Source organism: Falsihalocynthiibacter sp. BN13B15, from assembly GCF_041205415.1.
In the GTDB taxonomy this organism is placed as follows: domain Bacteria; phylum Pseudomonadota; class Alphaproteobacteria; order Rhodobacterales; family Rhodobacteraceae; genus Falsihalocynthiibacter; species Falsihalocynthiibacter arcticus.
This window is the reverse complement of sequence record NZ_JBGFCE010000022.1, coordinates 1-22,167: the sequence shown is the minus strand read 5'-3', so window position 1 is coordinate 22,167 and position 22,167 is coordinate 1. Positions and strand designations below refer to the sequence as shown.

The 22,167-nt window shown below is 49.0% G+C and carries 26 protein-coding genes, 1 tRNA gene and 2 pseudogenes; 9 read left to right on the top strand and 20 right to left on the bottom strand.

All coding sequences use genetic code 11. The annotated features are described in order from the left end of the window. Positions 1–112: pseudogene (locus AB9F26_RS20975) on the top strand (IS30 family transposase); the annotation flags it as partial. Between the two features lie 90 nt (positions 113–202). Here AB9F26_RS20975 and ccmI read toward each other — a convergent pair. From ccmI to ccmE, 5 genes are read right to left on the bottom strand one after another with little or no spacing between them, the layout of a single operon-like run. Continuing rightward, entirely contained in the window at positions 203–1,348 is a 1,146-nt protein-coding gene (ccmI, locus tag AB9F26_RS20970; RefSeq protein WP_369769003.1) for a c-type cytochrome biogenesis protein CcmI, read from the bottom strand. Next, the gene (locus AB9F26_RS20965) at positions 1,345–1,815 is read right to left on the bottom strand and encodes a cytochrome c-type biogenesis protein (protein WP_369758134.1); all 471 of its coding nucleotides are present in this window, start codon (positions 1,813–1,815) and stop codon (positions 1,345–1,347) included. The genes ccmI and AB9F26_RS20965 overlap by 4 nt, the downstream gene beginning before the upstream one ends. After that, positions 1,812–2,366: a DsbE family thiol:disulfide interchange protein gene (locus AB9F26_RS20960; RefSeq protein WP_369758133.1), complete on the bottom strand. Its 555-nt coding sequence runs from the start codon at positions 2,364–2,366 to the stop codon at positions 1,812–1,814. The genes AB9F26_RS20965 and AB9F26_RS20960 overlap by 4 nt, the downstream gene beginning before the upstream one ends. A gap of 3 nt (positions 2,367–2,369) precedes the next feature. Beyond that, complete coding sequence (locus AB9F26_RS20955) at positions 2,370–4,364, bottom strand: heme lyase CcmF/NrfE family subunit (RefSeq protein ID WP_369758132.1); 1,995 nt, start codon at positions 4,362–4,364, stop codon at positions 2,370–2,372. Beyond that, entirely contained in the window at positions 4,354–4,845 is a 492-nt protein-coding gene (ccmE, locus tag AB9F26_RS20950; RefSeq protein WP_369769002.1) for a cytochrome c maturation protein CcmE, read from the bottom strand. Before ccmE ends, AB9F26_RS20955 begins: the two co-directional genes overlap by 11 nt. A gap of 190 nt (positions 4,846–5,035) precedes the next feature. On the opposite strand from ccmE, the gene AB9F26_RS20945 reads away from it, so the two are divergent. The 5 genes from AB9F26_RS20945 to AB9F26_RS20925 all read left to right on the top strand — a co-directional run bounded on the left by AB9F26_RS20945 (position 5,036) and on the right by AB9F26_RS20925 (position 8,951). Further along, on the top strand, positions 5,036–5,956 hold the full coding sequence (locus AB9F26_RS20945) for an MBL fold metallo-hydrolase (RefSeq protein ID WP_369758137.1): 921 nt from the start codon (positions 5,036–5,038) through the stop codon (positions 5,954–5,956). Between the two features lie 2 nt (positions 5,957–5,958). Further along, positions 5,959–6,903 carry an MBL fold metallo-hydrolase gene (locus AB9F26_RS20940; RefSeq protein WP_369758130.1) on the top strand — a complete coding sequence of 315 codons (945 nt, stop codon included), beginning with the start codon at positions 5,959–5,961 and terminating at the stop codon, positions 6,901–6,903. An 80-nt stretch (positions 6,904–6,983) separates the two neighbouring features. After that, entirely contained in the window at positions 6,984–7,406 is a 423-nt protein-coding gene (locus tag AB9F26_RS20935) for a rhodanese-like domain-containing protein (protein ID WP_369758129.1), read from the top strand. 38 nt (positions 7,407–7,444) lie between these two features. After that, positions 7,445–7,792 carry a rhodanese-like domain-containing protein gene (locus tag AB9F26_RS20930; RefSeq protein WP_369769004.1) on the top strand — a complete coding sequence of 116 codons (348 nt, stop codon included), beginning with the start codon at positions 7,445–7,447 and terminating at the stop codon, positions 7,790–7,792. An 88-nt stretch (positions 7,793–7,880) separates the two neighbouring features. After that, positions 7,881–8,951 (top strand): YeeE/YedE family protein, encoded by a 1,071-nt coding sequence (locus AB9F26_RS20925; protein ID WP_369758128.1) that lies wholly within the window; start codon positions 7,881–7,883, stop codon positions 8,949–8,951. Positions 8,952–8,997: 46 nt separating this feature from the next. Here AB9F26_RS20925 and AB9F26_RS20920 read toward each other — a convergent pair whose 3' ends face one another. The 13 genes from AB9F26_RS20920 to AB9F26_RS20860 form a co-directional block, all read right to left on the bottom strand. Then, entirely contained in the window at positions 8,998–9,447 is a 450-nt protein-coding gene (locus tag AB9F26_RS20920; RefSeq protein ID WP_369769001.1) for an isoprenylcysteine carboxylmethyltransferase family protein, read from the bottom strand. Continuing rightward, positions 9,448–10,668, bottom strand: a complete 1,221-nt coding sequence (gene hemA, locus AB9F26_RS20915; protein ID WP_369769000.1) for a 5-aminolevulinate synthase — start codon at positions 10,666–10,668, stop codon at positions 9,448–9,450. Beyond that, the gene (locus tag AB9F26_RS20910; protein ID WP_369758125.1) at positions 10,668–11,105 is read right to left on the bottom strand and encodes a DUF302 domain-containing protein; all 438 of its coding nucleotides are present in this window, start codon (positions 11,103–11,105) and stop codon (positions 10,668–10,670) included. The genes hemA and AB9F26_RS20910 overlap by 1 nt, the downstream gene beginning before the upstream one ends. Positions 11,106–11,159: 54 nt before the next feature. Then, positions 11,160–11,606 carry a hypothetical protein gene (locus AB9F26_RS20905; protein ID WP_369758124.1) on the bottom strand — a complete coding sequence of 149 codons (447 nt, stop codon included), beginning with the start codon at positions 11,604–11,606 and terminating at the stop codon, positions 11,160–11,162. Positions 11,607–11,703: 97 nt separating this feature from the next. Next, a complete protein-coding gene (locus AB9F26_RS20900; protein ID WP_369758123.1) occupies positions 11,704–12,741 on the bottom strand; it encodes a c-type cytochrome in 1,038 nt (345 codons plus the stop codon). Further along, complete coding sequence (soxC, locus tag AB9F26_RS20895) at positions 12,725–14,008, bottom strand: sulfite dehydrogenase (protein WP_369758122.1); 1,284 nt, start codon at positions 14,006–14,008, stop codon at positions 12,725–12,727. The genes AB9F26_RS20900 and soxC overlap by 17 nt, the downstream gene beginning before the upstream one ends. Before the next feature lie 27 nt (positions 14,009–14,035). Next, positions 14,036–15,739 (bottom strand): thiosulfohydrolase SoxB, encoded by a 1,704-nt coding sequence (gene soxB, locus AB9F26_RS20890; protein WP_369768999.1) that lies wholly within the window; start codon positions 15,737–15,739, stop codon positions 14,036–14,038. 93 nt (positions 15,740–15,832) lie between these two features. Beyond that, positions 15,833–16,678: a sulfur oxidation c-type cytochrome SoxA gene (soxA, locus tag AB9F26_RS20885; protein ID WP_369768998.1), complete on the bottom strand. Its 846-nt coding sequence runs from the start codon at positions 16,676–16,678 to the stop codon at positions 15,833–15,835. Between the two features lie 24 nt (positions 16,679–16,702). After that, positions 16,703–17,032, bottom strand: a complete 330-nt coding sequence (soxZ, locus tag AB9F26_RS20880; protein ID WP_369758119.1) for a thiosulfate oxidation carrier complex protein SoxZ — start codon at positions 17,030–17,032, stop codon at positions 16,703–16,705. A 20-nt stretch (positions 17,033–17,052) separates the two neighbouring features. Then, entirely contained in the window at positions 17,053–17,469 is a 417-nt protein-coding gene (gene soxY, locus AB9F26_RS20875) for a thiosulfate oxidation carrier protein SoxY (protein ID WP_369768997.1), read from the bottom strand. A 33-nt stretch (positions 17,470–17,502) separates the two neighbouring features. Next, positions 17,503–17,976, bottom strand: a complete 474-nt coding sequence (soxX, locus tag AB9F26_RS20870; protein WP_369768996.1) for a sulfur oxidation c-type cytochrome SoxX — start codon at positions 17,974–17,976, stop codon at positions 17,503–17,505. Between the two features lie 119 nt (positions 17,977–18,095). Then, a complete protein-coding gene (locus tag AB9F26_RS20865) occupies positions 18,096–18,659 on the bottom strand; it encodes a thioredoxin family protein (RefSeq protein WP_369768995.1) in 564 nt (187 codons plus the stop codon). A gap of 34 nt (positions 18,660–18,693) precedes the next feature. Next, a complete protein-coding gene (locus AB9F26_RS20860; RefSeq protein WP_369758115.1) occupies positions 18,694–19,434 on the bottom strand; it encodes a cytochrome c biogenesis CcdA family protein in 741 nt (246 codons plus the stop codon). Between the two features lie 74 nt (positions 19,435–19,508). Between AB9F26_RS20860 and AB9F26_RS20855 the strand changes: the two genes are divergently transcribed. From AB9F26_RS20855 to AB9F26_RS20845, 3 genes are all read left to right on the top strand, one after another. Further along, the gene (locus tag AB9F26_RS20855; protein ID WP_369758114.1) at positions 19,509–19,877 is read left to right on the top strand and encodes a hypothetical protein; all 369 of its coding nucleotides are present in this window, start codon (positions 19,509–19,511) and stop codon (positions 19,875–19,877) included. Between the two features lie 63 nt (positions 19,878–19,940). Next, the gene (locus AB9F26_RS20850) at positions 19,941–20,276 is read left to right on the top strand and encodes an ArsR/SmtB family transcription factor (protein WP_369758113.1); all 336 of its coding nucleotides are present in this window, start codon (positions 19,941–19,943) and stop codon (positions 20,274–20,276) included. A 45-nt stretch (positions 20,277–20,321) separates the two neighbouring features. Then, the gene (locus tag AB9F26_RS20845; RefSeq protein ID WP_369768994.1) at positions 20,322–21,377 is read left to right on the top strand and encodes a YeeE/YedE family protein; all 1,056 of its coding nucleotides are present in this window, start codon (positions 20,322–20,324) and stop codon (positions 21,375–21,377) included. A 65-nt stretch (positions 21,378–21,442) separates the two neighbouring features. Here AB9F26_RS20845 and AB9F26_RS20840 read toward each other — a convergent pair. Continuing rightward, positions 21,443–21,735 (bottom strand): annotated as a pseudogene (locus tag AB9F26_RS20840) (DDE-type integrase/transposase/recombinase); the annotation flags it as partial. 311 nt (positions 21,736–22,046) lie between these two features. After that, positions 22,047–22,123 (bottom strand) — tRNA-Met (locus AB9F26_RS20835). Between the last annotated feature and the right edge of the window lie 44 nt (positions 22,124–22,167).

Sequence of the window (22,167 nt, the reverse complement as noted above, 5' to 3'; positions counted from 1 at the left end):
GCAAGCCAAACTCAGCGCTATTGCCAGACAGTTGAACGAACGACCCCGCAAGACCTTGCAATATCAAACCCCAGCTGAGAAGTTCGCCCAGTGTGTTGCGTCGATCAGTTGATCCCGCCGCCCTTAGTGTCGAAATGTGCATGGTGCAGAAACTGACAACTTTAACCTGTCGCCGCGCTTGGTGACAAAACTTTATCTGAGGTTACTGGGCTATAAGTAATTTCCGGTTAACTAAAATCTTCCGCTGGTCGCCATCTGGCAATGGCGCAACCAATGGCTCAGAATGACGGTATGCCCGAAGGGCCTGTTGCTGGTCACCTAACACAGTAAAGGCGCGTGCTAACATTAACCACCCATCCAAATCGTTAGGCTCATCTTCGAGTCTTGCCCTCAATCTCTCAACCATTGAGAGAATAAATGCGTTTCTATCTTCGACTGACATGTCCGACGTTCTGTCAATATCCTCTGCCGTTGGTCCCCTTAGAATGGGGGCATAATCAGAGAGGGAAATTGGTGCCCTCCCAAGCTTTGCCCCATAGAAATTTGCCTGAGCTACAAAGGAATCCATCCAATCAAAAAGTCCTTCTGCAGTGGCGAGTCGAGAGGTCAACAAAGAAAACGCGGCATCAATCTGGCCCGCCTGTGCTAACGCAACCGACTTATAGTAGATGCCGACAACATTTCCAGGAGACATTTGCATAGACCGGTCCAGTGCCTTTTCCGCAGTCGGTGACACAATTCCATTTTCGCGCAAAATCGAGGCTTCTGCGAACAGCGCAAACTCAAGGAAAGTTGCCTCGTCCCGCTCAAGAATTCGACTGTATGCATCCACAGCTTGAGCGTATTGTTTCATTCCCATGTAGGCATTTGCCAAAAGCAACCACCCTTCTGTCGAACCACCATTCTCCTCTGATTCAAGCTGCAACAAGAGACGCTGTTTCAAATCCTCTTGCTTGGCAACAACTTCCTGTTCTTCACTTCGGTCAGCGAATACAATACTTGGGATCGTTGGTGATCCAATATTTAGGTACAGGACTGTTGCAGCTACCGGTACGAAAATAGCTGCGGAGATCATCGCCCACGCACCCGATTTTTCGGAGTTGGAAGCTGGCGGTTGTTCCCGATGCGTGGCGATTATCCGACGCTGAATTTCAACTGTTGCTGAACGCCCGTCTTCCGCAGAAATCAACTCCCGCTTCACATCGCGATTCACCTCATCCAATTGATCCTGCCACATAGCCTGCGCACTGTCTGCATGTGAGACCATGCCTTGTCTGTTTTTTATAATCGGAACTACGAAGGCAAAAAGGACCATGACAATTAGAAAAGAACCCAAAAAGTAAATCATTCAGTGCCTCTAGCTGCGTGGTCGTTTGAGATGTCAGACAACTGCGTCACCTCTTCGGCGCTCAAGACCTCAACGGTAGAAAGCCCCTTGCTTGAGCGCCTTAAGATCAACAACACCAAAAAAATACCGAGGATGGCGAACGCAATTGGGGTCAACCAAAGTGCATAGGTCGTCGGCTTCCACGGGGGCTTGAACAATACATAGTCGCCATATCGAGCAACAACGTAATCATAGACCTGCTTATCGGTATCCCCTAGGAGCAATCGTTCACGAACCAGCAACCTCAAATCTCTTGCGACGCCAGCATTTGAAGTATCTATAGGCTCATTTTGACAAACAACGCAGCGCAGGTTCGCCGAAATACTACGTGCGCGGGTCTCCAGAACTGGATCGAAGAGAATCTCATCAGGCTCTACAGCGCTTGCAGCCGATGCGCAAAATATGAGGATTAGAAAAAATCTTATCATGGCTTGCTATTCCCTGCAACTGCGAGGGCTTCGCGAATTTTTTCCAAAGCCGCATCGCTGGAAATCGGGCCAACATAGCGAAAGAGCACTTTTCCGTCAGACCCCACAACAAATGTCTCGGGAACACCAGATATTCCCCACTCGATTCCAGCCCGACCTGTTTGATCGGATCCAATACGACCATAAGGGTTGCCGAGTTCCGCAAGCCATTTGGCAGCCATTGCAGGCTTATCTTTGTAATTGATCCCGACCAAATTCAAATTATCGTCTCGTACCATACGAGTAAGAACTGCGTGTTCTGCACGACAAGGGACGCACCACGACGCAAAAAAATTGACCAGAATTGGCTCTTGGTTATTCCCAAAATCTTGAGTTGCCAAACCAGGTGTTTCGGCTCCCAAAATTGCGGGCAACTCAAATTCTGGAACAGGCTTATTAATGAGAACCGAAGGAATTGCGTTTGGATCACGATCAGAGTTAAGACCCCACCAGCCTGCTACGCCAATCCCTACTGCGGCACATAATGGGAGCAATGGAAGAAATCTATACAAGGTCTACTCCGCGGCTAAAGGTTTTACTGTAAAGTGTACTTTGCGCTTAGGCGCCCCCACCCTCAATCGGCGATCTGACAACGACAGAAGCCCCCCCAAGACCAACATCAGTGAACCCATCCATACTAAGCCAACAAGCGGTTCGTACAGAATCCGTAAGGTCCATTGCCCATCGACATCTTGATTGACAGGCTCAGTGATTGAAGCATATAGGTCTCCGGCAGGGGTCGATCTGATTGCGGCTTCGGTTGTTTGAGATTGTGCAACCGGATAACTGCGCTGTTCGGGACGCAAAACTGTAACTGGGCGGCCATTCCGGACCACATTCAAGACACCAACATTGGCAAGATAGTTTGGTCCTTGTACAGGTTCCACCCCTTCGAAAGTCACATCAAATCCAGCTATCTGGACTTGAGTGCCCGCTTCAACAAATAGGACCTGTTCAGATTTCCATGCTGATGAACCTACGAAGCCAAACATACAGATTGCGAGACCTGCATGTGCCATTGTCATCCCGTGTGCTGAACGAGGTACTCTACGCAGTCGGTCTAGGTTCTCAGACAGCGCGACCTGCCCTAGCTTGATCCTTGAAGACCACTCCAACAAAGTCGCCGCTAAAAGCCAGACAGCAATTGCCATCGATACTACAGCCAGCACAGGCCCCTTAGTCTGGATATACCAAACAACAAGCGCAGAGACCCAAGCGATCAAAACAACCCATTTTAGCCTACTGATGACCCCGGCTAAGTCCGAACGTTTCCACGATAGAAACGGCCCAAACCCCATAATAATGACCAGTGGCAACATGATGGGGATGAAACTAGAATTAAAAAAGGGCGGTCCTACAGAAATTTTGTCTCCCGTTAGACCTTCTAGGAATAAGGGATAAAGCGTTCCAAACAAAACCGTTGCTGTTGCCAACGTAAGGAGCAAATTATTTATCAACAGTCCGCCTTCTCGGCTGATTGGTGCAAAAAGCCCTCCAGGTTCCATCTTATGTACACGAGCGGCATAGAGAGTCAGCGAACCTCCGATGGAAACGGTTAGTAGACCAAGGATATATATCCCCCGCTCCGGATCTACCGCAAATGCATGGACCGAAGTCAGAAGGCCTGAACGCACGATGAATGTGCCTAAAAGTGATAGGGAAAACGTTAGGATGGCCAACAGGATGGTCCAGCTTTTGAACGCACCCCGTTTCTCCGTCACAATGGCCGAATGCAAGAGCGCGGTTCCTAAGAGCCATGGCATAAAGCTAACGTTCTCAACTGGGTCCCAAAACCACCATCCGCCCCAACCAAGTTCATAATATGCCCACCATGAGCCCAGTGCGATGCCCCCTGTCAGCGCAACCCATGCTGCCAATGCCCATGGCCTGACCCATCGTGCCCATGCCGGATCGACCCGCCCTTCAATTAATGCAGCAACCGCAAAGCTGAAGACAATTGAGAAGCCAACATACCCAAGATAAAGAAGCGGCGGGTGCATTGCTAACCCAATATCTTGTAAAAGCGGGTTAAGGTCGTTGCCGTCCAGTGGGGCTGGAAATACGCGATCAAACGGGTTCGATGTGAAAAGCATGAAACTTAGGAAGCCGATACTGATCCATGCCTGAACACTTAATGTGCGGGCTTTAAGACCTGTTGGAATGTTTCGACCAAGCACTGCGACCGCCGCACCAAAAAGCGCCAGAATAAGTATCCATAACAAGAGCGAGCCTTCATGGCTGCCCCATGTTCCAGCCACTTTAAACAGCATCGGCTTTTGAGAATTAGAGTTTTCAACGACGTTCAAAACCGAGAAGTCGCTGACAACAAATGATCGCATGAGGGCCCCAAACGCAATTGCGATCAGAATAAACTGGAGTAAAGCGGTGGAGGTCGCGCTGCGCATCCAAAGGACATTGTTTAGAGCCGCACCGCATATTGGTAAAATTCCCTGCACAACAGCAGTAATTAGCGCAAGTGTGAGGGCAAATTGGCCAAGTTCAGGAATCATTTCCAGCTCCCGTCGCACCCATTTCAAGCGGCTCTGACGGGATTTCGAGAGCCCCCTGGTACACACCTTGAGCCTTGAGCGCGTCTATTACTTCCACTGGCATGTAGTTCTCATCATGTTTAGCAAGGATTTCGGTTGCTTGGAATGTGCCATCTATCAGCCTTCCGGAGCCGATCATTCCCTCCCCCTCTTTGAATAAATCAGGCAGGATTCCTTTATAAGCTACTGACACAGACGCATTCCCATCGGTAACTCGAAAGATCACTGCCGCGTCGCCGACAACTTTTAGGGAACCTTCTTCGACCAACCCACCAATCCGAAATGTTTCATGAGGCGATGGGGGCGTTTCTACCACCTGCGTTGGAGACCGGAAGAAGTTGATCCCGTCTTTCATAGCGTAACCAATCAGCCCTGTGGCAGTTGCAAGTCCAAGGACGGCCACAAGAATGATTTGGACTCTACGCTTTTTCTTCAAGTTCATCGTGCTCACTTTCAGTTTGTTGAGAAAACCGTAGTTTAATATTTACACATATTGCAATGTTTGTTTGCGTTTAACAAAAAACAAACTCAAATGTTATCATTAGCCATCGGTATTGGCTTTGCGAGCAATATGGCTTGCTGAATTCAGAACAATCATTCATATTCAGATAAAAGAATTATTGGAGGGTGTGATGAGATTTCCTAGACGAAACTTTCTTGCGGGCGGTGCTGCATTGACGGCCGGAGGCGCACTCGGATTGCAGGTCGGCTCGACGCATGCGCAAGTGGCATTTGGTGATGTCAAAATCGATGTTGTCAGCGACGGCAATTTGACTCTTCCCGGAAGTTTCATCTTCGAGCCGATGTCGAAAGAAAAACTGCTACCAATTCTCGAAAAATATGGTCAATCGTTTGAAGTATTGACCCCTCCTTGCAACGTGACGCTGATGCGTCATGGGGATAGGACGGTGTTGTTCGATGTTGGATCCGGCCCAGATTTCTCTCCCAATTCTGGTATCCTCATAAACTCACTGGAAGCCCTTGAAGTGGCACCAGAAGATGTGACCGATATCATCTTTACCCATGCGCATCCCGATCATCTGTGGGGTCTACTTGATGATTTTGACGACCCCTTATTCCCAGAAGCTAGCTACATGATAGGCAAAACAGAGTGGGACTACTGGATGAATCCCAACACGATTGACGAGATTGGCGAAGCACGTACCTCGTTCGCGGTCGGCGCCAAGCGCCGCCTCGAGATGATCGAAGATCAAATCGAATTCTTCGCAGCAGGCGACGAAATCATGACCGGTGTAATGGCCCGTTCGACCTTTGGGCATACTCCTGGTCATACGGCCTTTGAAGTTCGCCAAGGGTCTGAGTCTTTGATGATATTGGGCGACTGCATTGGCAACGATCACATCGCATTTGCTAAGCCGGCTTGGAATTCTGGTTCAGATCAAGATCAAGAGACTGCGGCAGCGACGCGGATCACACTTTTGGATCAATTGGCTAACGAAAAGACGCGCGTGATCGGATACCACCTATCAGGAAACGGCATTGGTTATGTTGACAAGGTGTCTGATGGCTACGTTTTCGTCCCGGAGGCATAGCAATGAAATCAATCGCTTTCATAGTATTCTTGTGCGCCACACCTTCTTTTGCCAGTGAAGACATAGCGGACCAATACCCTGGCTCGGTCCTGTATTCCAAACCCGTTGAGTTTATTCCCGGCGTTTTTTCAGCAATCGGGGCAACCGCACCACCAACTTACGAAAATGCGGGGCATAACAATAATCTCAGTTTCATTGTCACCGGTGATGGTGTTGTTGTTGTGAATGCTGGCGGATCTTATCGACTAGCTGCGGCCCTTCATCAGGAGATTAAGGCGGTTACTAGCCAGCCTGTAAAGCTGGTTTTCAACGAAAACGGGCAAGGTCATGCCATGCTTGGTAACGGGTACTGGGCAGATCAAGGTGTGAAGATCGTGGCTCACACCAAAGCGGCTCACGAGTTTGAAGAACAAGGCGGGCAATCTCTGAGAGCCGCGCAAACGCGTTTAAAGGAACGCGCTGACAAGACCAGGGTTGTCGCACCAAGTGAAACGTTTGAAGACGTCTATTCTGTTGATATGGGGGGGATGAAGATTGAAGCCCGCTACCTCGGGCCCTCTCATAGTCCTGGTGATATTGTGGTTTGGCTCCCTCAGAAAAACCTGGTGATAGCGGGTGACATGGCCTTTCACGAACGTATGCTTCCCATTTTTGAGCATACAATGACCGCTGATTGGATCGAAACCTGGGATACTGAATTTGAACCGCTGAAAGCGATATACGTTATTCCAGGTCATGGCCATCCGACGAATATGGATCAAGTACGCCGATACACCCGCGACTACTTGATCTATTTACGCGAAAAAATAGGAACCCACCTAGACGATGGCGGTGATTTGGCTGATGCATATTATTTGGATCAATCTCCCTACGCTCATCTAGACACGTTCGAAGAGCTTGCAACAAAGAACGCAGGCCGCGTTTATGAACAAATGGAGTTTGAGTAGTGGAAGTGCCTAAATCAAAAGCATGGCTCCACAAGCTGCAAATTGTCTATTTAGTAGTCTTAGGGGCCGCGGTTTTCCTAATGATAACAACAGCCACGGTTTTTGCACAAACCCAGAAGATGAGCGCGAGTGAGGCATATCCCGCAGCACTGAGTGGCGACCTGATCATCCTCGACATTAGAAGCCCTGCGGAATGGGAGGAGACTGGTGTTCCAAAGGGCGCGTGGCCAGTTACACTGCATGATCCCAGCTTTGGCGAGAACTTACAAAACATTCTCAAGCGATACCCCGACAAAGATGTGGCCCTCATTTGCGCCACGGGGGGGCGCAGCAATTATGTGGCTAGTGTTCTCGAAAATAATGGCCTCCTAGGCATCATTGATATTTCTGAAGGGATGTTTGGAAATGGAAAGGCACCGGGTTGGATAGCACGTGAACTTCCTGTTGTTAATGTCATTATTGCCCACAAAAAATACACGGCATCGATATCAGAAAAGGATTAGAGCTTTTGAGAAACCTCGTTCTCGCATCACTATTTTCAATGCTACCGGGCTCTGTCTTCGCCCAAGATGAGGTTCTAGAAGCAATGACGGACTATACCGATTTTGCGACCTATGACGCCGGAGTTATAGTCCCAGCACAGGTCACAAGTGATCTATTCGAGAGCTTCGTGTTTATCGACACCCGAACTGCGGAAGAGTTCGCGGAATCGACAATTGAGGGTGCAATTCATATCGAATGGCGAACCGTCTTCTCACGAATAGATGAAATCCCCAAAAACCAAAAAAACTATTTTGTTTTGCAGTACCGGCGCTATGTCTGCTCAAGCCGCTTTCGGACTGAGAGTAATGGGCTAGGAGAATCTCCTTATCTTGCGAGGAAGCTATGAGGCGTGGATACACTCCATTGACCTGCGTCATGGCGCTAACAAGCTGCTCAACTTACCAAAATTGGGCCAGATCAGGAGCGACACGGATATGGAACAATTAATTGATAACTTCGGCGAAGGCGGGGTTCTGTTTGGCATAGCCTTAGGTGTTGGGCTTCTCTTTGGCGCTGCTGCCCAGCATTCACGTTTTTGCTTGCGTTCGGCCACAATTGAATTTTCAGAGCGAGTTTGGGATGTAAATATAGCGACGTGGTTCGTGGCCTTTAGTGCAGCAGTCGCTAGTGTACAACTCTTTGTAGCTTTCGAATATCTCGACATTTCACAGGCCCGCCAGATTTCCACAACTGGCAGCCTATCTGGCGCCATAATTGGTGGTCTATTGTTCGGCACTGGCATGATTCTTGCCCGTGGCTGTGCCAGCCGATTGTTGGTTCTTTCTGCAACAGGAAATCTTCGTGCAATCGTTACCGGCTTAGTTCTTACTTTAACTGCACAGGCGTCGCTTCGCGGTGTACTTGCGCCAGCCCGTGAAGCATTGAATTCACTTTGGACTATATCCAGTGGGCCTTCACGCGACCTTCTATCATACGTTGAAGTTTCGCCTCAGATTGTTTTTTATATCGCGTTTCTGGTGCTCGTCATTTCAGTCTGGTTCGCATGGAAGAAGACATGCAAAACCTCCCGGATCATTGCTGCCCTTTTAGTTGGCTTCGCAGTAGGGCTCGGATGGCTAGGCACATATTTCGTCTCTCAAGCATCGTATGAAGTCGTCGCAATTTCATCAATCACGTTTACAGGCCCATCTGCGGATACGTTGATGGGATTGATTAATGAAAGAAACCTTCCTTTGGGGTTTGGTTCCGGATTGGTGCCAGGAGTATTCTTGGGCGCTTTAGCAATGGCGGTTTTTACCAAGGAAGCCCGTATTCAAAGATTTGGGCCCGACATGCCGATGGAAAGATATCTCGTTGGCGGTGTTCTCATGGGCTTTGGGAGCATGCTGGCAGGCGGCTGCGCCGTCGGGGCCGGGATGTCTGGTGGCTCCATCTTTGCACTCACCGCATGGCTTGCCCTGTTGTCAATGTGGGTCGGAGCAACTATCATGCAACTCGCAATCGACTTCGACCTTCGCCGCAGAAAATCGCCACATTTGGCGTAACTTAGAGTGTATAAATTACCGCTTATACCCTTGATCAAGTCTACAATCAGAACCAGCGACGTGTTTGCTTGAAATACTGTTCAGCAGCCTGACCAAATGCTAGGCGTATATCTTCCTCTTCTGGTTCAGCAAATCTTCGGTCAAGAACCTTCCAAAGCAGCATAGCCGCGCCAATGCCAAGGACGGAGCCATGTCCAATTGCGGAAGCGATAGTCAACATCACAAGAGCCAGATATATCGGATTACGAGATAGCTGGTAAGGCCCTTCTACGATCAAGTCTTTTGGCTGATGATTGGGTTCGATAGGAGTTTTCTTGCGGAAAAACCAAAGGGTCGACCTGCCTATTAGCCCTAGGGCCGCAACCAAAAATAGCCAAGACACGACATTGAGAACAAACAATGTGAAATGCCATCCCGGAAGTAGATATTTGCCAAGATAGATAAGCCCAATGCTACCTAACCACCATAACGGCGGAAGATCGGGAAACCCTTTCATCTATTGCGCAGCGAGAGGCATGCGCGCCAGCTGGCACTGCTCCCAAAGCTCACCTAAAGCTTCAGTCAGGTGCAAAATGTCCGCGTCCGAGTGAACGGGCGACGGTGTAATCCTCAGACGCTCGGTCCCTTTGGGCACAGTTGGATAGTTGATCGGTTGTATATAAACACCGTAATTCTGCAACAAAACGTCGGAAATATATTTGCACTTCACTGGGTCACCAACCATCACTGGAATAATGTGACTTGGATTTTCGACGTGTGGAATCCCTAGCGCATCAAGCCTTTTTCTGACTTGGGCCACTTTTTCCTTTTGCGCGTCTCGTTCTATGTTGCTGCTCTTCAAATGTCGAATTGAAGCCGCGGCACCCGCAGCAACAGCTGGCGGGATCGCTGTTGTGAAAATGAACCCACTGGCAAAACTACGGATAAAATCACAAAGTTCGGCGGAGGCCGCAATATAGCCACCCATTACACCGTACGCTTTTCCAAGAGTTCCTTCGATCACTGTAAGACGATCCATCAGATCTTCACGCTCAGAAATACCGCCACCTCTTGGCCCATAAAGGCCAACCGCGTGAACCTCATCCAGATAGGTCATCGCGTTGTATTTATCCGCCAGATCACAAATTTCTGCAATCGGCGCGATGTCTCCATCCATAGAGTAGACGCTTTCGAACGCAATCATCTTGGGGCGGTCCAACGGCAACGAGGCCAGCTTGGCCTCTAAATCAGCCAAGTCGTTGTGCTGCCAAATCAATTTCTTAGCTTTAGAATGGCGTATACCTTCAATCATCGAAGCATGATTAAGAGCGTCTGACAAAATCACACAATCAGGGATACGACCGGCTAAAGTACTTATTGCTGCCGAATTTGACACATAGCCAGATGTAAAAAGAAGGGCCGCTTCTTTCCCATGCAAATCCGCCAACTCAACCTCAAGCAGAACATGATCGTGCGTTGTGCCTGAAATATTTCTCGTGCCGCCAGCCCCTGCTCCACAACGATCGATTGCTTCGTGCATGGCCTCAAGAACTTTCGGGTGTTGACCCATTCCAAGATAATCGTTCGAGCACCAAATTGTGACATCAGCGCTTGCTTTGCCATGTGATGTCGCCCGCGGGAAAGCCCCACAATGGCGTTCGAGTTCCGCAAAAGTCCGGTAGTTACCTTGGTCTTGCAATCGATTCAGCGCATCTTTGAAAAAAGCCTGATAGTTCATTATTCCCCCACCGCTTCTTGGACTATTTCGTCCAGTAGGGTTTGCACTTCTTGCATTTCCCCTTCGGGGTAGTTGCGAAATCCGACCATTACCTTGCCCTCGCGCTCCGCAACAAATACCCCATAAGGGCAATGTGCGATGTTCATCGGGTCAATCTCCATAACTTTTCTCGACAAAACCGCGGAACAAAAAACGAATATATCAGCGTTATCAAAAAGTTTTACATTGCTGCCAACATCCGCACCGGTTCGGCTCAACATTTCTCCAGTGTGACTGACATAGTCAATTACTAGTCCCTTGCCAACAATAGCACTTTCGACACTAAATGTTGCGTCCTCAAAGCTACCGTCAAAATTATAAGCAGTTGATGTTTCATCTGCGAGGGCAAACCCTGTGATCGCAAGACTTAACACTCCACTTAGCAAAAATAATTTCATCAGTTCTTTCTCCTTTTGGTCGGCTGATCCTAGTAAAATCTCGATTGGTATCTCTTAGGGGCGAATAATCGTCCATCCGTTTTCATTGAGTGAGATTAGATCAACTACTCCTGCAGGCACGTGCTCCGCAATCTCAACAATTGGAGTAGGTTTTCCTTCTTTCTTGGTCATGCCAGTTATCGTATTTCCACATGCTGCAAAAGTAACGTTGGGCATTGATGCGCCAAATGATTCCAAGCGCTCTAACACGGGTGATGTGTCTGTTCGCAGCATGTGCAAGCCAGCGTTGAATGCCACAATGCGGACTTCGACAGTTTCACCAATGCTTTCGTAATAGCGCGTCACATTCGCCGCAACATTCAAGACGGTGGTCATTTTTTGCGGGTCGTTATCGCTGATCTGTAGCGCTAATTTATGATCCGCCAGGCCGTCTTGTGCAAATGCGCCTGTGACAGTGAACATCGCAAAGATAATCGCTCCTAAAATTTTGAAGTGTTTCATCGTATCTCCCTGTTTTAGTGGCCACTAACTGTGGCCTGTTAGGTTTGTAATTTGAGCCGAATTATTCGTACAAGCGTCAATTCATCAAGTCAGGTTTCTAATTCTCAATCGACTTGAGGAATTCAACTATAGCCAATTGGTCAGCCTCTTTCTTGAGACCAGAGAACGACATCTTTGTACCTTTCAAGTAAGCCTTTGGTTTAGCTAGGAAAGCGACTAATTCGTTGTCGGTCCACACTAGCCCATTCTCAGCGACAGTTCGCAACGCTTTGGAGTATTTAAATCCATCTACCGCACCAGCAGGATTGTCATACACCCCTGTTAAAATCGGCCCCGATTTGTTTTTTGCACCCTCGCCAATCTGGTGACAGGCTTTACATTTTTTGAAGACTTTCTCGCCTTTAGCAGCTAAATCAGCATCAAACGCTGCGGCAGCTTCGGCAGGCACGACCTGTTCCACTTCTTCGTCTGTAGTTTTGACCTCACTCTGTACGGTTGCGCTTTCTTCCACAGGAGTCACGTCCAACACCATCGCGCGCATAGTTACTTTGACTTCGTCTTTACAGTTCACCATGCATGGCTCGCGGGTCCATAGAGAATACTCGGTCTCAGAGCGATCATCGACAATGAAGCCCTCCGCGTTAGGCATTTCCACATCAAAGAAAGTTTCTTTCGAGAGCACGAAATCATCTTCGATCAAATCGTTCGAATAGAGGATATAAGCAACAATGGAATAGACGTCATCATCTGTCAGTGTCCCCGCATTACCGTAAGGCATTGAGCGTTTGATGTAGTCAAAGGATGTCGACAAATACGGCCAGTAAGAGCCCACAGTTTTAAGGGGGTCATCGTGGTCTAGCGTATCAGCACCGCCTGCCAGTTTAGGCCAGTTGCCGATACCTTCTGCAAAATCACCATGGCAGGCAGCACATTGGTCTGCGAAGACTTCCTCGCCTACAATCGCGTCGCCAGAACCTTCGGGCAGACCCGTTCCATCGGGTCGGACGTCACCATCCCAAGCGGCAATTTCTTCGGGCAATGCAGTCCGCCCTAAACCAAACTTGTCAGCAAGCGCCGAGCCTGAGGTCAATGCAACCACACTTGAAAGAAACGCAGATTTAAGAAACTTCGACATTTTCAGCCTCACCACTAGAGCGTACCAACCAAGTTTGAATGCAGTTGTTGTGATAAATTGAGTTTAGGCCCCGCACCTCACGCAATTGCGCTTTGGTGGGTTGGACATATCCAGTATCATCCATCGCACGCGATTGGAGCATCATTTCTGAGCCATCCCAATCGATGTCGAGATAGAAGCGTGTCATCGCCATCTTCTCACCGGGCTTTGCAAGCCGCGCTGTTTCCCACGTTTCCCCACCGTCTTTGGACACGTCCACGCGGGTGATCGCACCGCGACCAGTCCACGCCAAGCCCGTAATGACAAGCGGGCCTTTACCGTGGGTAATCGGGGATTGTGGGCTGGGGCTGGTCACAACAGATTTTGCATCCATTGCCCAAGTCCATTTGCGCGCGACGCCATTTTCCAAAACATCGGTGTATTTGCTAGTTTCTTCGCGGCTCTCGACAGGGCCATCCATGACCTCAATACGGCGAATCCATTTGACCCACATGTTGCCTTCCCAACCAGGGACAACGAGGCGGACAGGATAGCCATGCTCTTTGCGCAGCGCCTCGCCGTTCGCTTTGAAGGCAACCAGCACATCATCGAGTGCTTTTTCCATTGGAATCGACCGTCCATTTGAGGATGCATCAGCACCTTCAACAAACACCCATTTGTCGTTGAGGTCGCCAGCGGTATCCAGACCTGCCTCTTCCAACAAAGTGCGCAGTGACACACCAGTGTATTCCATGTTGTGGATCATACCATGGGTAAACTGGGCGCCGTTTAGCTGAGCGCCAGCCCACTCCATACCGGTGTTGGCAGCACATTCACAAAAATACACATGATTTTCGCGGGGAAAACGCTCCAGATCCGCATAAGAAAAAACTAGCGGGTTATCAACTAAGCCGTTGATCATAAGCCGGTAGTCTTCTTTGTTTAGATCAATTGCACCAGAATGATGACGTTCAAATGCACAGCCCTGGGGCGTGATCGTCCCGTCGAGCGCATGAATTGGCGTGAAGTTTATTGAACTCACAGTGTCCGCCGTCAGCCAATCCACATTGCGGCGAATGACATCACCTTCGTGCTCAATAGGCAGTCCGTAAGGCGTTACATCTACGCCATCGCCAAACTCTTGAGCCCAAGTTTGCAAATCAGTTATCAATGGATCAGCGGTTTGTGCTTTGGTGGCACTCGCGGTTAGAACCCCTGTTCCTGCCGCCGCAGCGCCACGCAAAAAAGCGCGCCGTGATGACCCATTTCCTATATTTTTACCTGACATATCAGATGCCTCCAATTAGAAGCTGGCCTAGGCGCCAACCACTTTAACACTGTTGTTTGGGTCAAGAGAGATGATGCCTTGCTTGGCGATATGCGATTCAACAACATCCCAAATTTGCGGGCCTTCTGTCCCTTCATTGACGGATGCCCAGCCGGCGACCTGATAAGTCTTGGTCGGATCAATCAACTCACCGGTTTTGAGCAAGGTCATTTCCGTTATGCGCGAGCCTTGTGGTTTAGTGACATCAATTCGGTACCCGAGACCACCTACACGCACCATATCCCCACCCTGCTGGTAATACGGATCTGGATTGAACAGGTTATCAGCGACATCTTCCAAGATAACATGGAGGAATTCACCAGTCATTTCGTTTCTGTAGGCTTTACCATAAGTCATTGATGTCACATTCCAGATATCCTCACGCGTGATGTCTTGGCCAGGCAAAATGGAAGGGCCCCAACGTACACCTGGAGAAAGAGCAATATCCGCCTCCCGCTCAGAGATGAGCGCATCACAAATCAGGTCGTCCCAAGTGCCATTGAAATTCCCACGACGATAGAGGGTCTGGTCTTCGGCCGTTTTACCAATTACTTCGGATAGTTCGCTCGCAAAAGGTGCACGTTGCTCCTGAATAAGTTTTGTAACTGTAGGATCAGGGGTAATGACATCCGAAAAGATTGGGATAAGTTTGTGTCGGAAGCCCATCATGCGGCCATCCCGAACATCGAGATCGACACGACTTACAAACTTACCAGTAGAACCAGACGCTACGATGATTGTCTCACCAATCAAAACCGGTTCAGGAAGGGCGTCGTGGGTGTGGCCGGAAAGGATAACGTCGATACCTTTAACCTTGCCTGCCATTTTTTTATCTACATCAAAACCGTTATGACTCAGGCAGACAACCAATTCAGCACCTGCTGCGCGTACTTCGTTAACCATCTCCTGCATCCGCTCATCCCTAATGCCAAAAGAATACTCTGGGAACATCCAACCTGGGTTCGCGATGGGCATATAGGGAAACGCTTGTCCGATTACTGCTATTTTGATCCCGCCGCTCTCAAAAAACTTGTAGGGCGGAAAGAGGTCTGTAGGTTCGTCCCACTCTGCATCAAAAATATTCTGTCCAAGAGCTGCGAAGGGTAAATCTTCAACTATTTTGTTGACGCGCTTCGAACCTAGTGTGAATTCCCAATGGAAAGTCATCGCGTCAGGCTTTAGCGAGTTCATGACATTGACCATGTCTTGGCCTTCAGTCTGATAGCAAGTGTAGCTGCCGTGCCATGTATCTCCGCCGTCGAGCAGCAATGCATCTGGGCGATCTGCGCGAATTGAATTTATAACAGTCGCCACCCTGTCCATTCCGCCAATGCGGCCATACCCCTTAGCCAACGACGCAAAGTCATTGTAGCTCAGGGCGTAGGCAGAGGGACTCCCATCTTCAATACCATAGAGCTTTCTAAAGTCCGAACCAGTAACATGCGGAACTGCGCCCTTATTGCTGCCTACGCCGATATTTACTGATGGTTCCCGAAAAAAGTGTGGGACTAGCTGGCCATGAATATCGGTCACGTGGATCAACGAAACGTTTCCATAGGTATCAAATTCGAGTAATTTGTCCTGCGTTAGCAACTGTTGAGCGGCCACTCTACCCCAGTTTTCGAAACCTGATGTTCCATAGAGGGCGGCTGCTGCCATCGTCGTTTGCAGAAAATCACGGCGAGAAATCATTGGTATCTCCAGATCATGCGCACATATGCGAATTTGTGCATGTAATTAGAAAAAACAGCCCCAGCCTAAATTTAGCTGGGGCTGTTAGAAAGATTAGTTTCTGATGGAGGGTCCTTCGACACTCAGACCATTGCCACGTGAAGTGACATATAGCTCAAGCGCAATAAACTCTGGGCTACCGGGACTGTATGTTTCGGCGCGTGTATCTCGAACACACCCTTTAAAGCGTGATTGCACCCCATTCAGCTTTGTGTTTTTCAAACGATACACAGGGAAACCGTTAACCTGACCTTGGCTCAAGTGATCCGCACGGATCATATTACCATAGTTCTCTTCATGGCAATTTGCACAAGACAACTCAAGCTGGCCAGTACGAGTATAATACAACTCTTTACCCGTTTCCCAGGTGGATTGAGCGGGGCCATCGATGGCGACGTTAACTGGCAAGCCGCGTGACACAGCGGACAATGCAGCCTCCATGTTAATAGCATCGCCATTATCGTATTTCCACGCTTCGGCACCCATGCGGTTGGTACGACAATCATTCATCTGCATCTGCAATGTGCGAACTTCGCCGGCAGACTCATTCCACTTAGGATAAGTCGCTTTGACACCCGCCATGCTGTCCATATCGTTGTGGCAAGATGAGCAAGATTTGCCTTCAGTTCCTTCATTCGTCGCCCAAGCATCCTGTGCTTTCTCGACAAAAATCATACCCGGGTTGTCGAAATCATCGGCTTGCATCGCACGGGTTTCTTTGCCGCGGAATAACCAGCCCGACATCACTTCATCAAGAGCTTCAGATACATGGGCAGGCGCCGCAGTTCTTGTAACCAATTCAGTTTCTTCATTCAGAATTAATTTGTCATCAGCCGGATCCGCATAGGTTACCGTCGTTGTCAACAATGTCGCCAGAATGGCGCCTGTCAATTTGTTCATGATGTCCCTCCCAAGACTATTGGTTCAGCCGATTGCGATCTTTTTTGCCGTTTCATAAACCGAGCCATCATCATCATACCAAGTAAATTTGAATTCACCGGCTTCGGGGACAAGAGATTCAAACTCGATATATGGATTGGTTGAAATGGCCGCCTCCAAAGTAACGTCCACAACGTTCTCACCGTTGAAGTCGCAGGTGAAGCGATTGATGATCGAACGGGGGATGATATTACCATCACCATCTTTGCGTTGACCTGATTCCATCTTGTGGCTGATCAGCGTTTTGATTGTGATAGAATCACCAGCAGCTACCGTTTTTGGGACTTTGACGCGAGGTTTTACACCAGATGCCATGTTATTTCTCCTTGAATACTTTAGCCGCCGCAGCCGCCGATTGTAACTTTGACAGTGCTTGACGCTTGAACGAAAGAGCCGTCCTCAAGCTTGGCAATCGCAACAACGTCCTGCGTTCCAGCCAAACGAATACGTGTCGACGCAGAGCGGGATGCCGCAAGCTTTCCGAACTTAAACGTAGCTACACTTGGCGTTGGGTTGCCTGTCGCCAAAACCATGATTTCTACGGCAGTAACGGATGACACTTCGATTGGTACTGTATTTCCATTCTCCGCGATCTCAGGCGCCGTCAAATTGATATCACCAGCCCCTACATCCGCGCCTCCAGTAAACGCAGTGATTGCGTCCTCTGTAGCAGCCGACGCGCGAAATGGCATTCCAGCGGCGAGAAAAGCACCCGCCCCCATTAGGATTGCATTACGTCTAGTCAGTTCCATTCTTCTCTCTCCTTCAATCCCCTACGGGCCCGATTATTCTTTTAGTGTGAACAAATAGGCCACAACATCTTCGATTTGCTGTGCACTTAGAAGCGGACCGAATGTGTCATCAGCAGCCTTCCCAGTGTACGCTTTACCAGGCCGGATGAAGCCTTCGGTTTTATAAAATGACGGCATCATGCTATCTTCGAACGTCATCTTCGCATTTGCTACAATCCCGCGAAGCTCCGCTTCAGACCAACGCTCACCCGCGCCATCTAACATAGGCCCAATTTCACCTTGAAAAGGAACATCGGCCAGATCAGAAACTTGATGGCAAGCAACACAATTACCCTGCTTCTTGTCACCCACAATCTTGCGCCCGCTTGCGGCATCACCGGCAACACCAGACAATGACAGTTCCACGGAGCCTTCAGTAAAGCTTACCGCTGTTGGCAGAACATCTTCTGCATACGCAGATGAAGTGACTGCCCCCGCTAGAACAACGGCTGTAATAAGAATCCTCATGCGTCCTCCCAAACACTAAATCTTAAAGTACCCTAGCGCACAGAGTTATAGCGACGCAACATCAAATTCAACTGTTTGAATTATACCATATGAAAACGCTGCGCTAGAACTCTGAACGATCACTTTGAACGGTCGCCAACTTTGCGAGCATGATATTTCTGGAAGCTTTCGTCCCCGTCGTATCCTTTTCCGACTACCCAGTTGAGCAAATCAAAGGTCGTACTTCGGCTAAATGCGCCCGGCATCGTTGCAACTGCTGCTAGAACTGCAGAGGTATCAGTACTCACGTCTTCAGGGAAAAACAGGATCGTCGGGGTAAATAACACGCCCCATTTCTTAACCATATTTTTTTCAGGCAGCACCGTACCGTCAAAATCTGTAACCTTAACATCACCAAACATGTTGATTTGAACAACAAAGTAGTTGTCCGTAATGTAGGACGTTATTTCTTTCGCTGAGAACACTTCCTCATGCATCTTCTTGCAATAGATGCATCCACGCTGTTCAATCATTACCATCAGGCGCTTTCCGTCAGCGTTCGCTTCCGCCAAGTCCTCTGCGAGATCTTTAAACGTATCGCGCATCCATGGTGCTTTGTGTAGGCCATCGTCTCCAACCTCGGCCGCAAACGTATTCAATGTCGTCATTATGAAAACGGCACATGCTACGAAAAAGGTCTTCATTAGATATCCTCCAGTTTTAAAATTAGAGCTAGATTTAGAGTAAGAGCCAAAGGTCTGGTGCAACTTTGAGCATCCATTGAGCGATATAGTTTACCGAGTTGGTTGCAATCAAAACGCCAAACAGTATCAACATCGCGCCCATAACCTTCTCAATTAAACCGAGGTGACGGCGAAAACGGATCATCCAGCGCATGAATGGTCCAATAAATAGCGCTGCTAAAATAAACGGCATAGTCATTCCTAGCCCGTACACGAAGAGCAGCCCCGCCCCGGTTGAAGCAGTATCGGCACCCGCTGCAGTAAACAAAATCGCAGCAAGAACCGGCCCGACGCAAGGTGTCCAACCAAACGCAAACGCAAGCCCGATCACATAAGCACCAAACAAGCTAACATTTGACGTGTCACCCGCATCCGCTCGCAACTGGCGATACAAAAATTCGATGCGGATGAACCCTAGAAAGTGTAGCCCCATCGCGATAATGATTGCAGCAGCAATCCACCTAAGGATGTCGAAATATTCGCGCACCGCTTGCCCAAAGACTGTAGCTGCCGCCCCCAACCCCATGAAAATTGTTATGACACCGGCTGCGAAAAAGCAGGCGGCCAACACGGCGCGGGTTCGCGTTTTCGAGTCAATTTTAGCGTCAGTCGAGATCTGGTTCATTCCGACGCCAGCCAGATAACTAAGGTAAAATGGGACTATCGGGAGGATACATGGCGACAGGAATGACAACAATCCCGCAAAAACTGCACCTAGGTAAGTGATTTCCATCATGACAGCCATGTGTCCTTGTATTATTCACATATTCATATTAAGTTATGTTGTTGATAAAGAAAGGTCAATTTGGCATGTTTTTCCGCCCTCTCATTTTCAGCGGCTTTTTGGCGCTTTCTTCGGCAATTGCAGCGGCTGCTGACACAGTTTTGGTAATGGTAGAAGAGAAAGGGTGCGTTTGGTGTGCCCGTTGGAACGATGAAATTGCGCATATCTATCCAAAAACGAATGAAGGAAAAGCTGCGCCGCTACAGCGCATCGATATTCATGCTGCTCGACCTGAAGGCATGATTTTCGAACGTAGACTAAACTTTACTCCCACTTTCGTACTAATGGTAGACGGTCAAGAAGCTTCTCGTATCGAAGGTTATCCCGGTGAAGATTTTTTCTGGGGTTTGCTAGAACAAATGCTTTTTCGATCCGATATTGATGTAACGAGCTAGGGCAAGTATATGATTTAACTATCATGGCTTTGAGGCCGGATTTTTTTAAAAACTGAGGAAAATATGGGTTTACCAGTTTTCGATACTAACATGTGCGCTGATGATATGGATAAAATGGCTGCAAATGCCATGCTAGCGTCCAATTTTCTTAAAGCTATCGGCCACGAGGGGCGCCTGATGATCTTGTGTCATCTCGCATCAGGTGAAAAATCCGTAACAGAACTCGAAGACCTTCTATCAGCAAGACAGGCTGCGGTATCTCAACAACTGTCGCGTTTACGCCTAGAAGGCTTGGTCACGCCACGGCGTAATGGGAAAACCATCTACTACAGTTTGACTGATGAACGGTCCAAACAGATCATGGAAGTCGTCTACGATCTGTTCTGTCGCGAAAAGTGAGAAATCCAACCTTTTTGGTACGGCGTGCGCAGAACGAGCGTCCCTATGCTTGATCTGATATCTGAACCCGTTCTTGTTGCCCTAACAGGCCTATTCGGCGGTGTTCTCCTCGGCCTAGCTGCGCGCATTGGTAGATTTTGTACACTTGGAGCCATCGAAGATCTCTTCTACGGAGAAAATACACTCCGCTTGCGCATGTGGGGCATTGCTATCGGCGTTTCAATCATCGGTACATATGGATTGTCGTCACTCGGTTTTTTGGACTTGCAACAGACGCTCTATCTCTCACGAAGCTGGAACCCCTTGGAAAGCATCGTCGGAGGATTAATCTTTGGGTACGGGATGGCTTTGGCTGGGAACTGCGGCTACGGGGCGTTGGCTCGGGTAGGTGGAGGAGATCTGCGTTCCCTCCTCATTGTGCTGATTATGGGCGTGTCCGCTTATGCGACTTTAGGTGGCCCACTTTCGGGTCTGCGAATTTGGGCGTTTGGGGGATCAGAGCCTTCAGACCAAATTCAAACATTTGCACACTCAATTTCTCAAGTTAGCGGAACTTCGGTTGAGACGGCAGGGATCGTTCTTGGATCCTTGATATTAGTCGTGACGCTATTTAACCGAAGCTTACGCAGCTCGTTCAACCATGTTTTTTGGGGTGCAATCTCGGGGCTCGCAATAGTTTCTGGATGGGCTGGAACACAATGGGTTGCAAGTAATGGGTATGAGGCGACGCCTGTTGTCAGCCACACATTCTCCGCACCGATCGGAGAAACACTTCTTTACGCAATGACGTCTTCAGGAAACTCTATCAGTTTTGGAACTGGCTCTGTTGTTGGCGTCCTTTTCGGCGCGCTCTTGGGTAGCCTATACAAAGGGCATTTCAGGTGGGAAGCTTGTGATGATCCACGAGAGCTTCGCCGTCAAATTCTAGGCGCGGCACTAATGGGCATAGGCGCGGTGGTTGCAGTGGGTTGCAGTGTCGGGCAAGGGCTCTCGGCGTTTTCTGTGCTCGCCTATAGCGCGCCACTCACATTGGTCTGCATTATAATCGGAGCAGCGACAGGATTACGGCAATTGATTTTAGGTTTTGCGCCTTCAATTTAGCCGTCATCTGGGTGGTGTCAGACAAACTCGAATACGCTCTCAGCCAGGCCAGTACCCCTGCCCGTTTATGCCGCACAAAGACCGCGCCACTCTGTGAGCGCGGCAGTGCGATTGGCTTTGAAATGATCTCTTTGGGAAAGGCTGCGCTCCTGATTGAAGTGGTTGAAAACGGATGCATGAACGGAGGTAAATTTCTGCAAACTTCGCATTCGGCGGAAGCGCTGCATGGCACGTTCTCGTCGTCGGAACGGCAAGTGTGAATTCTCAGCGCGATTGTTTTTCCAACGACCCGTTTCGCCGCGTTACCAATCACGTTCATCGCGGCGGCGTATGAGCGAAGTTTGTCAGTGACTATAATGTCCCGACACTTCTCCATCGCCCGTCTACAAACACAGCTTTAGTTAACCGCTGTGTTAAATGATGTATCAGCCTTTTCACCAAACCGCACCAATTCTGAATTCTCGGATTTTTTCTGTGCCTGAATGTAGGATAGTCATCACAGAGTGGACGCCGAACTTCAAAAATGGTGTAGTGGGTCACCCTCTTTTTGTGTTGTTGAGGAGATTTAGAAGTTGGGCTCAAATCGGACACCAGCCGGACACGCCAAAGTCGGAACGCAAAAAGCCCCGCAGATGCGAGGCGTAAGGCGTTGTTTTTATTGCGGTAATTTGGTTGCGGGAGTCAGATTTGAACTGACGACCTTCAGGTTATGAGCCTGACGAGCTACCGGGCTGCTCCATCCCGCGACGCTTAGGCATTTTGCCTTAGTTCGCATCCCAGTTTTTGTAAT

What these genes read in the sequence shown, in the direction of transcription:
- ccmI (WP_369769003.1), bottom strand. Translation starts at nt 1,348, where the DNA reads ATGATTTACTTTTTGGGTTCTTTTCTAATTGTCATGGTCCTTTTTGCC.
- AB9F26_RS20965 (WP_369758134.1), bottom strand. Translation starts at nt 1,815, where the DNA reads ATGATAAGATTTTTTCTAATCCTCATATTTTGCGCATCGGCTGCAAGC.
- AB9F26_RS20955 (WP_369758132.1), bottom strand. Translation starts at nt 4,364, where the DNA reads ATGATTCCTGAACTTGGCCAATTTGCCCTCACACTTGCGCTAATTACT.
- ccmE (WP_369769002.1), bottom strand. Translation starts at nt 4,845, where the DNA reads ATGAACTTGAAGAAAAAGCGTAGAGTCCAAATCATTCTTGTGGCCGTC.
- AB9F26_RS20945 (WP_369758137.1), top strand. Translation starts at nt 5,036, where the DNA reads ATGAGATTTCCTAGACGAAACTTTCTTGCGGGCGGTGCTGCATTGACG.
- AB9F26_RS20940 (WP_369758130.1), top strand. Translation starts at nt 5,959, where the DNA reads ATGAAATCAATCGCTTTCATAGTATTCTTGTGCGCCACACCTTCTTTT.
- AB9F26_RS20935 (WP_369758129.1), top strand. Translation starts at nt 6,984, where the DNA reads ATGATAACAACAGCCACGGTTTTTGCACAAACCCAGAAGATGAGCGCG.
- AB9F26_RS20930 (WP_369769004.1), top strand. Translation starts at nt 7,445, where the DNA reads ATGCTACCGGGCTCTGTCTTCGCCCAAGATGAGGTTCTAGAAGCAATG.
- AB9F26_RS20925 (WP_369758128.1), top strand. Translation starts at nt 7,881, where the DNA reads ATGGAACAATTAATTGATAACTTCGGCGAAGGCGGGGTTCTGTTTGGC.
- AB9F26_RS20920 (WP_369769001.1), bottom strand. Translation starts at nt 9,447, where the DNA reads ATGAAAGGGTTTCCCGATCTTCCGCCGTTATGGTGGTTAGGTAGCATT.
- hemA (WP_369769000.1), bottom strand. Translation starts at nt 10,668, where the DNA reads ATGAACTATCAGGCTTTTTTCAAAGATGCGCTGAATCGATTGCAAGAC.
- AB9F26_RS20910 (WP_369758125.1), bottom strand. Translation starts at nt 11,105, where the DNA reads ATGAAATTATTTTTGCTAAGTGGAGTGTTAAGTCTTGCGATCACAGGG.
- AB9F26_RS20905 (WP_369758124.1), bottom strand. Translation starts at nt 11,606, where the DNA reads ATGAAACACTTCAAAATTTTAGGAGCGATTATCTTTGCGATGTTCACT.
- AB9F26_RS20900 (WP_369758123.1), bottom strand. Translation starts at nt 12,741, where the DNA reads ATGTCGAAGTTTCTTAAATCTGCGTTTCTTTCAAGTGTGGTTGCATTG.
- soxC (WP_369758122.1), bottom strand. Translation starts at nt 14,008, where the DNA reads ATGTCAGGTAAAAATATAGGAAATGGGTCATCACGGCGCGCTTTTTTG.
- soxB (WP_369768999.1), bottom strand. Translation starts at nt 15,739, where the DNA reads ATGATTTCTCGCCGTGATTTTCTGCAAACGACGATGGCAGCAGCCGCC.
- soxA (WP_369768998.1), bottom strand. Translation starts at nt 16,678, where the DNA reads ATGAACAAATTGACAGGCGCCATTCTGGCGACATTGTTGACAACGACG.
- soxZ (WP_369758119.1), bottom strand. Translation starts at nt 17,032, where the DNA reads ATGGCATCTGGTGTAAAACCTCGCGTCAAAGTCCCAAAAACGGTAGCT.
- soxY (WP_369768997.1), bottom strand. Translation starts at nt 17,469, where the DNA reads ATGGAACTGACTAGACGTAATGCAATCCTAATGGGGGCGGGTGCTTTT.
- soxX (WP_369768996.1), bottom strand. Translation starts at nt 17,976, where the DNA reads ATGAGGATTCTTATTACAGCCGTTGTTCTAGCGGGGGCAGTCACTTCA.
- AB9F26_RS20865 (WP_369768995.1), bottom strand. Translation starts at nt 18,659, where the DNA reads ATGAAGACCTTTTTCGTAGCATGTGCCGTTTTCATAATGACGACATTG.
- AB9F26_RS20860 (WP_369758115.1), bottom strand. Translation starts at nt 19,434, where the DNA reads ATGATGGAAATCACTTACCTAGGTGCAGTTTTTGCGGGATTGTTGTCA.
- AB9F26_RS20855 (WP_369758114.1), top strand. Translation starts at nt 19,509, where the DNA reads ATGTTTTTCCGCCCTCTCATTTTCAGCGGCTTTTTGGCGCTTTCTTCG.
- AB9F26_RS20850 (WP_369758113.1), top strand. Translation starts at nt 19,941, where the DNA reads ATGGGTTTACCAGTTTTCGATACTAACATGTGCGCTGATGATATGGAT.
- AB9F26_RS20845 (WP_369768994.1), top strand. Translation starts at nt 20,322, where the DNA reads ATGCTTGATCTGATATCTGAACCCGTTCTTGTTGCCCTAACAGGCCTA.